Annotated in this window: 11 protein-coding genes and 1 pseudogene; 9 read left to right on the top strand and 3 right to left on the bottom strand. The window is 65.5% G+C overall.

The window, feature by feature from the left end:
* Window positions 1-13 precede the first annotated feature (13 nt).
* Together OC159_RS08495 and OC159_RS08500 are read left to right on the top strand one after the other, a co-directional pair.
* Window positions 14-559 carry a DUF1285 domain-containing protein gene (locus tag OC159_RS08495; RefSeq protein ID WP_265500718.1) on the top strand — a complete coding sequence of 182 codons (546 nt, stop codon included), beginning with the start codon at window positions 14-16 and terminating at the stop codon, window positions 557-559.
* A 26-nt stretch (window positions 560-585) separates the two neighbouring features.
* Window positions 586-1,332: a hydroxypyruvate isomerase family protein gene (locus OC159_RS08500; protein WP_322626720.1), complete on the top strand. Its 747-nt coding sequence runs from the start codon at window positions 586-588 to the stop codon at window positions 1,330-1,332.
* A gap of 102 nt (window positions 1,333-1,434) precedes the next feature.
* Here OC159_RS08500 and OC159_RS08505 read toward each other — a convergent pair.
* Window positions 1,435-2,669: pseudogene (locus OC159_RS08505) on the bottom strand (IS5 family transposase).
* Window positions 2,670-3,150: 481 nt separating this feature from the next.
* On the opposite strand from OC159_RS08505, the gene typA reads away from it, so the two are divergent.
* The 4 genes from typA (at window position 3,151) to metK (ending at window position 8,499) form a co-directional block, all read left to right on the top strand.
* On the top strand, window positions 3,151-4,971 hold the full coding sequence (gene typA, locus OC159_RS08510) for a translational GTPase TypA (protein ID WP_265500720.1): 1,821 nt from the start codon (window positions 3,151-3,153) through the stop codon (window positions 4,969-4,971).
* A gap of 236 nt (window positions 4,972-5,207) precedes the next feature.
* Window positions 5,208-5,852, top strand: coding sequence for a TetR/AcrR family transcriptional regulator (locus tag OC159_RS08515; RefSeq protein ID WP_265500721.1), 645 nt, complete (start codon window positions 5,208-5,210; stop codon window positions 5,850-5,852).
* 73 nt (window positions 5,853-5,925) lie between these two features.
* A complete protein-coding gene (ahcY, locus tag OC159_RS08520; RefSeq protein WP_265500722.1) occupies window positions 5,926-7,317 on the top strand; it encodes an adenosylhomocysteinase in 1,392 nt (463 codons plus the stop codon).
* Window positions 7,318-7,320: 3 nt separating this feature from the next.
* Window positions 7,321-8,499 carry a methionine adenosyltransferase gene (gene metK, locus OC159_RS08525; protein ID WP_265500723.1) on the top strand — a complete coding sequence of 393 codons (1,179 nt, stop codon included), beginning with the start codon at window positions 7,321-7,323 and terminating at the stop codon, window positions 8,497-8,499.
* A gap of 47 nt (window positions 8,500-8,546) precedes the next feature.
* Here the strand turns inward: metK and OC159_RS08530 are convergent, their stop codons facing one another.
* The gene (locus OC159_RS08530) at window positions 8,547-9,026 is read right to left on the bottom strand and encodes a type II toxin-antitoxin system RatA family toxin (protein ID WP_265500725.1); all 480 of its coding nucleotides are present in this window, start codon (window positions 9,024-9,026) and stop codon (window positions 8,547-8,549) included.
* Between the two features lie 68 nt (window positions 9,027-9,094).
* Here OC159_RS08530 and OC159_RS08535 point away from each other — a divergent pair, with 68 nt between their 5' ends.
* Window positions 9,095-9,280: a hypothetical protein gene (locus OC159_RS08535; protein WP_265500726.1), complete on the top strand. Its 186-nt coding sequence runs from the start codon at window positions 9,095-9,097 to the stop codon at window positions 9,278-9,280.
* A gap of 129 nt (window positions 9,281-9,409) precedes the next feature.
* Here the strand turns inward: OC159_RS08535 and ypfJ are convergent, their stop codons facing one another.
* Window positions 9,410-10,243: a KPN_02809 family neutral zinc metallopeptidase gene (gene ypfJ / locus OC159_RS08540; RefSeq protein WP_265500727.1), complete on the bottom strand. Its 834-nt coding sequence runs from the start codon at window positions 10,241-10,243 to the stop codon at window positions 9,410-9,412.
* 155 nt (window positions 10,244-10,398) lie between these two features.
* Here ypfJ and OC159_RS08545 point away from each other — a divergent pair, with 155 nt between their 5' ends.
* Together OC159_RS08545 and OC159_RS08550 are read left to right on the top strand one after the other, a co-directional pair.
* On the top strand, window positions 10,399-10,977 hold the full coding sequence (locus OC159_RS08545; protein ID WP_265500728.1) for a YqaA family protein: 579 nt from the start codon (window positions 10,399-10,401) through the stop codon (window positions 10,975-10,977).
* Window positions 10,974-11,441: a disulfide bond formation protein B gene (locus tag OC159_RS08550; RefSeq protein ID WP_265500730.1), complete on the top strand. Its 468-nt coding sequence runs from the start codon at window positions 10,974-10,976 to the stop codon at window positions 11,439-11,441. Before OC159_RS08545 ends, OC159_RS08550 begins: the two co-directional genes overlap by 4 nt.
* The last annotated feature ends 106 nt before the right edge of the window (window positions 11,442-11,547 follow it).

Genomic DNA, 11,547 nt, shown 5'->3' on the forward strand with positions numbered 1-11,547 from the left:
GCGACCAGATCCAATGGCGGAAAACGGTGACAATAGCGTGAGCGCCGAGGGCTTGGCCGAGGCCGCCAGCAAGGCCGGCAAGGGCGGTCTGCCCCCCGTGCACTTGTGGAACCCGCCCTATTGCGGAGAGATGGACCTGGAGATCCGCGCCGACGGCACCTGGATCCATGAGGGAACGCCCATCGGCCGCCCCGCGATGGTTCGGCTGTTCTCCACCATCCTCAAGCGAGAGGACGACCGCTTCTTCCTGGTCACCCCGGTCGAGAAGGTCGGCATCCGGGTCAAGGATGCGCCCTTTCTGGCAGTCGACGCGGACATCGCCCCTGACAGGATCACCTTCACGACGAATGTCGGCGACCGGGTGACGGCGGGGCCGGACCACCCGGTGGTCATGCGCGGCGATGCCAAGGTGCCCCGCCCCTATGTCCATGTCCGCGCGGGGCTGGAGGCGCTGATCGACCGCAAGACCTTCTATCGGCTGGCCGCCGCTGCGGAAACGGCGCCGGACGGGCGCACCGGCATCCGGTCCGGCGGGCAGTTCTTCGCACTGGAGCCGTGATGCCGCGGTTTGCCGCAAACCTGACGATGCTGTTCACCGAGCTCCCGATGCTGGAGCGATTCACGGCAGCCGCCGAAGCCGGCTTCCAGGGGGCCGAGATCCTGTTCCCCTATGACATCGCCGCGCCCGAACTTTATCGGGCAGCCCTTGCCGCGGGGCTGGAGATCGTGCTGATCAACGCGCCACCGCCGAACTGGGCCGGCGGCCCGCGGGGCTTTGCGGCCGAGCCCGGCCTTGAGGAGCGGTTCCGCCGCGATTTCGAACGGAGCCTGCGCGTGGCCCAGGCCCTGCGCGCCCGCTACATCCATGTCATGGCCGGACGTGCCGAGGGACCTGCCGCGCTCGAGACGTATATCGCGAACCTGGCCTGGGCTTGCGAGCGTGCGCCCCATGCCAGCCTGACGATCGAGCCGCTGAACCCCGCCGACATGCCCGGCTATTTCCTGCAGGACTACGACCTTGCAGTCGAAGTCATCCGGCGCATCGGCACGCCGAACCTGGGCCTGCAGTTTGACACCTATCATGCGCAGGCGCTTACAGGGGACATGCTGGCCTGTTGGCGGAAGGTCGCGCCGCTGGTCCGCCACGTCCAGGTGGGGGGCCATCCCGGCCGGCACGAACCCGACAGCGGCACCCAGGACCACATCACGTTCTTTCGCGAATTGGATGACATCGGGTACCCTGGCTGGGTTTCCGCCGAATACACGCCGCTGCGCCAGACCGCCCGCGGCCTGCAATGGCTGCACGAGGCGCAGGGCCGCTTGCCGCACTAGCAGGGCGCTGAAAAAGCCCGGCGCGCGCGGACAGTTTTCTTGTGGCTTCGGGTTGGGCGCGGGTTTTCTGTTCATGGGAAGCTTTTGGCGCCGACTTCCGGCTCACGCGCCGAGCAGCTTCGGCAGTGTCGCCAGGTTGCAGGCCTTCGTCGTCAGGGTGAAGCGGGCCCTCACGCGCTCAATGCCGCGATAGAGGGTTTGCGCCATGCCTCCGACGGTTTACGCCCACCCTAAGGATTCCTCATTTTTCTTCCGGCGCCGCTGTGACTTGGCATAGCCACCGTGCCGGGTTGTCCGCCCGTCGATGGCGGAATATTGGTATTTCCGCGCGACATGTGGCGTGACCACCATCTGGCGTAGTTCGGCGACGAAATTGGCGCTGTCGTAGCCGCGGTCGGCTGCCAGTGTCAGGCGTCCGGTCGATCCACGCGAGTGACGGTGAAGCATGTCGAGCGCGGCCTGTCGCTCCGCATGGCACCCGCCTGCGTCAGGTCGGCCTGCACGATGAGCCCCGAGCGGTTCTCCATCAGGCTATGCCCCATGAAGCACAGCATGGCCCCGGCGCCAGGCGACTTCTTGAACAGCCGGGCATCCGGATCTGTCACCGAGGCATGCGTCGCGTTGGACCGTCGTTCGCCGCGGAGATCGACTTCGGCATTGCGGTTGCGGCGGGCGGGGCGGATCATGGCTTCGGTCTCGGGGCTGGGCTGGTGGGAAGGCGTATCGGGACCGGAGATGTTCGGCGGGTCGCCGGGGGCCGTCGTCCCGGTCCGGCTTTGCCTCGTCCTTGGGCTGGAAACTCGTCATCGACGCCATGCCTTCACCAGTGTCCCGTCGTCCAAGAAGTGATCGTCCGACAACAACGGCGCCACCTCGCGATGCGTCAGGATGGCGGCCATGATCTTGCCGGACATGTCCGTGGTCAGCAGCCGGTCGCGGCTCCTGGTGGAGACCGTGGGCCTGCGACCCAGGGCTTCGCCCGGTCAGGGCTGAAATCTATCCACTGGACAGACTTTCGGGCGCCCTTCACCCCAGACGGCATCGTCGATCCCGAGGCCGACGAACCAGCGGAACAGCAGGTTGTGATCCATCTGCTCCATGAGCTGCCGTTCGGATCGGATCGAGCAGAGGATCTGAAACAGGCTGCCCGGATCAGCCGCTTCGATGCGATCGAAGGACGGCCTCCGCATAGAGTTGGTCGCACCCGGCATCCAGGGAACGCAGAGCATCCTTGACGACGGTCCGGATCTTGCGCGAGCCGGATGCCGCGCCGGGATGCGATCCTCGAGATCAACGCAGCTGAACAAAAACCCTGTCACCGTGTCCGCTCCGCGCATTGCCGTATCCGTCGCCTTGGTGGCAACGGTGAAGCATGTTCCGCTGCAGGCGTCGAGGGCAGAGTTGTCCAGCGGCCTGCGAGGTGCCGCGGTGTTGGGCGGAACCAGCTTTCGCCGCGATCATACGCCGGAAACAGCCGAAGCTTTTCCTGTTCCTGGCGGGAACCGCCCCCGCCTCCGCACCGTTGCGGTGATGACATGCCGCGGATCGCCAGCCGGAAGGGCTTGGTGCAGGCATCGGAACCTAAAGGGGAATATCATGAACTCGATCATCTATATCGTCGGCCTGGTTGTCGTCGTGCTGTTCATCCTGTCCTTCCTGGGCCTGCGCTGACGCCCCCGCGCGCCCGACCGGCGCGCGACTGGCTTGCGGCCACCGGATACGGGCCTTTGCCATTCTGGCAGGGGCCCGTGCCAATTGCGGGCTGGCTTTCGGGACGCTGATCCGCTAGGGCAGCCGCGAACCCGAAAGAAGGCCGCCATGGATATCCGCAATATCGCCATCATCGCCCACGTCGACCACGGCAAGACCACCTTGGTGGACCAGCTGCTGCGTCAGTCGGGGTCGTTCCGCGAAAACCAGGCCGTCGCGGAGCGCGCGATGGACAGCAACGACATTGAGAGAGAGCGCGGGATCACCATCCTTGCCAAGGCCACCTCGGTCGAATGGAAGGGCACGCGCATCAACATCGTTGACACGCCCGGCCACGCCGATTTCGGCGGCGAGGTCGAACGCATCCTGTCGATGGTGGACGGTGTCTGCCTGCTGGTCGATGCCGCCGAAGGCCCGATGCCGCAGACCAAGTTCGTCACCTCGAAGGCGCTGGCCCTGGGGCTGCGACCCATCGTCGTGCTGAACAAGGTCGACAAGCCTGCGGCCGAGCCCGACGAGGTCCTGAACGACGTGTTCGACCTTTTTGCGAATCTCGGCGCCAGCGACGATCAGCTGGACTTCCCGCATGTCTATGCCTCGGGGATCGGCGGTTGGGCCGACGCGACGCTGGACGGAGACCGCAAGGACATGTCGGCGCTATTCGACCTGATCCTGAAGCATGTCGAGCCGCCCAAGCAGATCGCCCGTCGCGACGAGCCGTTCCAGATGCTGGCCACCACGCTTGGCGCCGACCCCTTCCTGGGCCGCCTGCTGACCGGCCGCGTCGAGGCGGGCACCGCCAAGGCCGGCGACACGCTGAAGGCCCTGGCGCGGGACGGAGAGCGCCTGGAGCAGTTCCGCATCAGCAAGATCTTGGCCTTCCGGGGCCTGACCCAGACCCCGATCGACCTGGCCGAGGCCGGCGACATCGTCACCATCGCAGGCATGGCCAAGGCCACCGTGGCCGACACGCTCTGCGCGCCCGAGGTCGAAACCGCCCTGCCCTCGCAGCCGATCGACCCGCCGACCATCAGCGTGACCTTCGGCATCAACGACAGCCCGCTGGCCGGCCAGGACGGCAAGAAGGTCCAGTCCCGCGTCATCCGCGAGCGCCTGATGCGCGAGGCCGAGGTCAACGTCGCCATCAAGGTCGAGGACACCCCCGGCGGCGAGGCCTTTGTCGTCTCGGGTCGCGGCGAACTGCAGATGGGCGTCCTGATCGAGAACATGCGCCGCGAAGGCTTCGAGCTGTCGATCAGCCGCCCCCGCGTGATCTTCCAGGAGGAAGACGGCCAGCGGATGGAGCCGATCGAGGAAGTCATCATCGATGTCGATGACGACTATACCGGCGTGGTGATCGAAAAGCTGACCGGAGAGCGCAAGGGCGACCTGGTCGAGATGCGTCCCGCCGGTGTCGGCAAGACCCGCATCGTGGCCCATGTGCCCGCGCGGGGCCTGATCGGCTATCAGGGCGAGTTCATGACCGACACGCGCGGCAACGGCGTGCTGAACCGCATCTTCCACGGATGGGCCCCGCACAAGGGTCCGATCCAGGGCCGCCGCCAGGGCGTCCTGATCTCGATGGAGAACGGCGTTTCGGTGTCCTATGCACTTTGGAAGCTGGAAGATCGCGGCAAGTTCTTCATCGGCGCGCAGGAGCAGCTGTATCAGGGCATGATCATCGGCGAGCATTCGCGCGACAACGACCTGGAAGTGAACCCGCTGAAGGGCAAGCAGCTGACCAACGTCCGCGCCTCTGGCACGGACGAGGCGGTGCGCCTGACGCCGCCGGTCCGCATGTCGCTGGAAGAGGCCATCGCCTATATCAACGACGATGAACTGGTCGAGGTCACGCCCAAGAACATCCGCCTGCGCAAGCGGCACCTGGACCCGCACGAACGCAAGCGCCAGGCCCGCGCCGACGGCTGATGCCGACCGATGATGCAACCGAAACGCCGCAGGTGCCAGCCTGCGGCGTTTTTTCATGCGACATCGGAATTATGGCTCACGATCGCGTCATCTCGTGCTAAGATGATCTCGCCGATCGCGCCAAGCCATGTTTTCAGCCACGCGGGTCGCATTGCACCCACACCCTGTTCATGACCCGCAAGGTCAATGTTTCATTGTTTCAGCACCGCCATTTCCGCGTCTGATGGGAATACGAAATGCCTTCGAAGAAAGCTCCTGCCAGTCCCCGGGCGCTGCACGAACGCGCCATCGACATGACCATCATCCTGATCGAGCGACAGCAGGCCTGCAGCCTCAGCCTTGAAGACGTGGCCACCGCGCTGGACGAGCCGGTAGAGAACCTGACGCGGCTCTTTTCCGACAAGGACGCGCTGATGGCCGCGGTCGTGGAACAGGCGCTGGTCATCCTGATCGACACCTGCACCAGGGTTGTCGTACGCGCCGATCCCAACGACCCGGTCGACCAGTTCTGCGCCTTGGGCGACGCCTACTTGGACTGGGCGGACACGCATCAGGCGCAGTTCCGGCTGATCTCGGACCACCGGATGGTGGGCATGCTGGCCCGGTCCGACCTACGCCGCTATGTCGACTCGGTTACCGACCTGATGGCCCGGATGCTGACGCGTGCGCAGGAGAATGGCCAGCTGCACCCCAAGGAGGATATTCCCCTGATGGTGCTGTCCGCCCGCAGCTTCGCATATGGCCTTGCACGGATGATCGTGGACGGCCGCATGGCCGAATGGGTCCCCGACACGCCACCGCTGGAGACGTCGAAGAGGCTGGCCCATGATTTCGTCCTGCGCATGGCCCGAAGCAGTCAGCCGAACCGGGCCGGGGCGTGACCGTTTAGCCCCTTTCGGTCCGCATGGGCTTGCGTTATCCCGGGCACAACCTGGGAATGACAAGAGAGCAGCCGTGACCGATTTCATCATCAAGGACATCGCGCTGGCCGATTACGGTCGCAAGGAACTGGACATCGCGGAGATCGAGATGCCGGGCCTGATGGCGCTGCGGGCCGAATACGGCGACAGCAAGCCGCTGAAGGGCGCGCGCATCGCGGGCAGCCTGCACATGACCGTCCAGACAGCCGTCCTGATCGAGACGCTGACCGCCCTTGGTGCCGATGTCCGTTGGGCATCGTGCAACATCTATTCGACCCAGGACCATGCGGCGGCGGCCATTGCGGCGTCGGGCGTGCCGGTCTTCGCCATCAAGGGCGAGACGCTGCCCGAGTACTGGACCTATACCGACCGCATCTTCCAGTTCACGGAAGGCACCGCGAACATGATCCTGGACGATGGCGGCGACGCGACGCTCTATATCCTGCTGGGCGCGCGGGTCGAGGCGGGCGAGACCGACCTGATCGCCGTGCCCCAGACCGAGGAGGAAGAGGCGCTGTTCGCCCAGATCCGCAAGCGCATCGCGGAAACGCCGGGCTGGTTCGCCCGGCAGCGCGACGCGATCCGCGGCGTGTCCGAGGAAACGACAACCGGTGTCCACCGGCTCTATGACCTGCACAAGAAGGGCCTGTTGCCCTTCCCCGCGATCAACGTGAACGACAGCGTCACCAAGTCGAAATTCGACAACAAGTACGGCTGCAAGGAGTCGCTGGTCGACGGCATCCGCCGCGCCACCGACGTGATGATGGCCGGCAAGGTCGCCGTCGTCTGCGGCTATGGTGACGTCGGCAAGGGCTCGGCCGCCAGCCTTCAGGGTGCGGGTGCGCGGGTGAAGGTGACCGAGGTCGACCCGATCTGCGCGCTGCAGGCCGCCATGGACGGGTTCGAGGTCGTGACGCTGGAAGAGGTTGCCGCGACCGCCGACATCTTCATCACCACCACCGGCAACCGCGACGTGATCCGACTGGAACACATGCGCGAGATGAAGAACATGGCCATCGTCGGCAACATCGGCCATTTCGACAACGAGATCCAGGTCGCCGCGCTTCGCAACCACAAGTGGACGAACATCAAGGACCAGGTGGACATGATCGAGATGCCTTCGGGCAATCGCATCATCCTGCTGAGCCAGGGGCGTCTGCTGAACCTGGGCAACGCGACCGGCCATCCGTCCTTCGTGATGTCGGCCAGCTTCACCAACCAGGTGCTGGCGCAGATCGAGCTGTTCGCCAAGGGCGACGAATACCAGCCGGGCGTCTACATCCTGCCGAAGGCGCTGGACGAGAAGGTGGCCCGCCTGCATCTGGACAAGGTCGGCGCAAAGCTGTCGAAGCTGTCGCCCGAACAGGCCGCCTATATCGGCGTCGCGCCGGAAGGCCCCTTCAAGTCCGACCATTACCGGTATTGATCCATGAGCGAATATTCCCTTTTCACCTCCGAGTCCGTCTCGGAGGGGCATCCCGACAAGATCGCCGACCAGATCAGCGATGCAATCCTCGACGCGATCCTGGCCGAGGATGCACGCGCCCGCGTCGCCTGCGAAACCATGGTCAAGACCGGGGTGGCGATCATCTCGGGCGAGATCACGACCAGCGCCTGGGTGGACCTTGAGTCAATCGTCCGCAGCGTCATCAACGAGATCGGCTATACCTCGTCGAACGTGGGCTTCGACGGCGCGACCTGCTCGGTGATCAACATCATTGGCAAGCAATCCCCCGAAATCAATCAGGGGGTTGACCGCGCGAACCTCGAAGAACAGGGCGCCGGCGACCAAGGCCTGATGTTCGGCTATGCCTCGGACGAAACCGACGTCCTGATGCCCGCGCCGATCACCTATGCCCACCGCTTGGTAGAGCGTCAGTCGAAGGTCCGCCGCAACGGGACGCTGCCCTGGCTGCGCCCCGACGCCAAGTCGCAGGTGACCTTGCGCTATGGCGCGGACGGGCGTCCTGCCGGGATCGACGCCGTGGTGCTGTCCACGCAGCACAACCCGGAAATCTCTCTGGCCGACCTGCGCGAGGCGGTGATCGAGGAGATCATCAAGCCGGTCCTGCCGTCGAACTGGCTGTCGGAGCAGACGAAATTCTTCATCAACCCCACCGGCAAGTTCGTCATCGGCGGCCCCGTCGGCGACTGCGGCCTGACCGGGCGCAAGATCATCGTCGACAGCTATGGCGGCATGGCCCGACACGGCGGGGGCGCATTTTCGGGCAAGGATCCGTCCAAGGTGGACCGCTCGGCCGCCTATGCGGGCCGCTGGGTTGCCAAGAACATCGTCGCAGCGGGACTGGCCAAGCGGTGCGAGATCCAGGTCAGCTATGCCATCGGCGTGGCCGAGCCGACCTCGATCAGCCTCAACTGCTTCGACACCGAGACCGTGCCGGTCGAAAAGATCGTCGCCGCCGTGCGAGAGGTCTTCGACCTGCGGCCCTTCGCGATCATCCGCGAGTTGGACCTGCTGCACCCGATCTATCGGCCGACCGCAAGCTATGGCCATTTCGGCCGCGCGCCCTATGCGCTGAACGGCGCCACCGCGTTCAGCTGGGAGGCCACCGACAAGGCCGAGGCGCTGAAAGCCGCGCTGACCTGACAAAGCAAGGGCCGCCACCGGCGGCCCTTTGCAGCCCGGCGGTTACGTCAGCCGATGTCTTGCACGCCGGAATAGAGCTTGCGCGCGCGTTCCTCGAACGCCCGCACGATCCTCAGCATCGCTTCTTGGAAGACCACCCCGATCAGGCGCTGCAGGATGGCGTTCTTGAACTCGAAGTCCACGAAGAACTCGACATGGCAACCGCCCTCTGGACGGTCCCGGAACGACCACCCGCTGCGCAGGTATTTGAACGGCCCGTCCAGATACTCGGTGTCGATCTTCAGGACCCCGTCCTCATCCTCGGGCCACAGAACGACGCGGCTGCCAAAGCGTTCTCGGAAGACCTTGAAGCTGATCACAAGGTCGGCGGCAATCTCCTCGGCCCCGTCGGCGCGCGTCTCGCGTGATCGGATGCGGGCGGCACTGTTCCAGGGAAGAAACTGCGGATAGCTTTCGATGTCGGCGACAAGGTCGTACATCTGGCGGGCGGAATAGGGAAGGTCGCGGCTGTCCTGGTGATGGGGCACGTGGAGCTCTTGAGTTTCGTCGCGGCGTCTGTTTCGATTCGGACAGGACTTAGCAGGCGAGGCGCGCGATGAACAACCTGATCTGGCTTCTGCGGGCCGCGAGATGGGCACGCCATCCCCCAAGCGCCAAGATGGTGAAGCTGGTCCTGGCCGTGGTCGCGGCAGGCCTCGCGCTGCTGGCGCTGGAGAAGCTGGGCCTTTGGCCGGATTGGGCGACGCTGGACGAGGGCCGGGCGCCGCGGCTGCCGCGCTAGTCGTTGCGGACCTCGACCGGCCGTGCCCGAGGTGCACCAAGGTGCAGCGTGATACCGAAGGCCGTCATGAGGCCCGCGAATGTCAGGATCGTCGCCATCTTGTCCTCCTTTGTCCTGCGGTGGACGTAATCACAGATCGTCCGCGCCGAACGTGTCACATTGTCTCAGGTCGCCCGACTGAAACCCCCGCATCAGCCAGGTCTGGCGCTGCTCTGCGGACCCGTGGGTAAAGCTGTCGGGAATCGGCGTCCGCCCCGCATTGGCCTGGATCACGTCGTCGCCGACGGCCTCTGCCGCGCGCATCGCCTCTTCCAGGTCACCAACGTCCAGCGTGCCGAAACGTTCCTGCGCCTGTCGCGCCCAGATCCCCGCGAAGCAGTCCGCCTGCAGCTCGGTCGCGACCGAGAGGCTGTTCGCCTCGACCTCGGACAGGGCCGGGCGTTGGCGGTTGACCTCTCCCAGGACGCCGATCAGGTTCTGGACGTGGTGGCCAACCTCATGCGCGATGACATAGGCGGCGGCGAAGTCGCCCCCTGCGCCCATGCGCTGCGCCATCATGTCGAAGAAGTCGGTGTCCAGGTAGACCCGCTGGTCACCCGGGCAATAGAACGGCCCCATCGCCGACGACGCCCCCCCGCAGGCCGACTGGACCGCCCCCCGAAACAGGACCAGCGTCGGGTCCTCATACTCCATTACAGCCTGGTCACGCAGGACCGGGCGCCAAACCTCCTCGGTGTCGGCCAGCACGACCGAGACGAACTCGCCCCATTCCTCGTCCTCGCGCGTTAGTTCGACGCTGCCCTGCGACTGGTCCAGCCCCTGCACCAGCGGCGTCACATCGACGCCGAAGAAGTATCCGACCGCAAGGATGATCAGCGTTCCGGCAATGCCGACGCCCCCTGCCCGGCCCATGCCGCGCCGATCCTCGATGTTGCGGCTGCCCCGCCGTCCACGCCACTGCATTGCCAGCCCCCCATTCGCCGATGCCTTGCCGCCGGGCGCCGAATTGCCCATCCGCCCCGATACCATCACAGCACCGAGATACCTGCGCAAGACGCTTGACGTGGCCGCGCCGCCCGGGGGATGCACGGCGGTAAAAGAACGCCGAGGGGACAGCGATGCTGAGACGGCTTTACGACTGGACGATGGGTCTGGCGGCACACCGCCACGCAGGGGCTTCGCTGTTCACGATCAGCTTCATCGAGAGTTCCTTTTTTCCGATCCCGCCGGACGTGCTGATGATCCCGATGGTCTTGGCGCAACGCGCAAGGGCGTGGATCATCGCCGGCATCGCCACGGCCGGGTCCGTTCTGGGCGCGCTGCTGGGCTATTGGATCGGGGCGGTGCTGATGGACACCGTCGGCCAGTGGGTGCTGACCGCCTATGGGAAAGAGGCCGCCTATGACCAGCTGGCCGTCAGCTTCGCCGAATACGGGGGCTGGGCGGTGCTAGTCGCCGCGCTGACGCCCTTTCCATTCAAGGTCATCACGATCTTCTCGGGCGCGGTCGGGCTGTCGCTGCCGCTGTTCGTCCTGACCTCGATCCTGGGGCGCGCGGGGCGGTTCCTTGTCGTGGCGGGCCTTCTGTGGAAATTCGGCCCTCCCATCCGCGACTTCATCGAGCGGCGGCTGGGGCTGGTCTTCACCGTCTTCATGGCCTGCCTGATCGGCGGCTTCGCAGCACTGAGGTTCATGTGAGCGGCAAACAACTTTCCTTCGCAGCCGGCGCCGGTTCGGCATTCCTGCTGATCGCGGCCCTGGGCTTCCAGGCGGCGGGCTATGCGCCTTGCGAGCTGTGCATCCTGCAACGCTGGCCGCATGTGGCGGCGGTGGTCGTTGCCCTTCTGATCTGGCTGACAGGACGAGTACGCGCGCTGGCGATCCTGGGACTTTTGGCGGCGGGCGTCGCGGCGGGGCTGGCCCTCTATCACGTCGGCGTCGAGCTGACCTGGTGGCCGGGCCCCGCCCATTGTTCGGGCGGCGTTGGCGATCTGGCGACCATGTCGACGCAGGACCTGATGAGCCGCCTGCAAGCGGCCCCCGTCGTGCGCTGCGACGAAGTCGCGTGGAGCTTTCTCGGCATCTCGATGGCCGGGTGGAACGCAATCTTTTCGGCGGGGCTGGCCGTCCTCTGGGCAACGGGGGCGAAACGCGGCAACTGAGGGGGCGAAGGCGGCCGTTTTCAGGGGTTACGGACCGGGGCAGATTGCCCCTTGCCGTCTGGTCGGCTATACCGGGCTGCAACAAGATGTTGAGGAATACCCGTGG

This window comes from Paracoccus beibuensis (assembly GCF_026162625.1).
In the GTDB taxonomy this organism is placed as follows: domain Bacteria; phylum Pseudomonadota; class Alphaproteobacteria; order Rhodobacterales; family Rhodobacteraceae; genus Paracoccus; species Paracoccus beibuensis.

Coding starts and splice junctions, on each gene's coding strand:
- OC159_RS08495 (WP_265500718.1), top strand. CDS start 14: ATGGCGGAAAACGGTGACAATAGCGTGAGCGCCGAGGGCTTGGCCGAG.
- OC159_RS08500 (WP_322626720.1), top strand. CDS start 586: ATGCTGTTCACCGAGCTCCCGATGCTGGAGCGATTCACGGCAGCCGCC.
- typA (WP_265500720.1), top strand. CDS start 3,151: ATGGATATCCGCAATATCGCCATCATCGCCCACGTCGACCACGGCAAG.
- OC159_RS08515 (WP_265500721.1), top strand. CDS start 5,208: ATGCCTTCGAAGAAAGCTCCTGCCAGTCCCCGGGCGCTGCACGAACGC.
- metK (WP_265500723.1), top strand. CDS start 7,321: ATGAGCGAATATTCCCTTTTCACCTCCGAGTCCGTCTCGGAGGGGCAT.
- OC159_RS08535 (WP_265500726.1), top strand. CDS start 9,095: ATGAACAACCTGATCTGGCTTCTGCGGGCCGCGAGATGGGCACGCCAT.
- ypfJ (WP_265500727.1), bottom strand. CDS start 10,243: ATGCAGTGGCGTGGACGGCGGGGCAGCCGCAACATCGAGGATCGGCGC.
- OC159_RS08545 (WP_265500728.1), top strand. CDS start 10,399: ATGCTGAGACGGCTTTACGACTGGACGATGGGTCTGGCGGCACACCGC.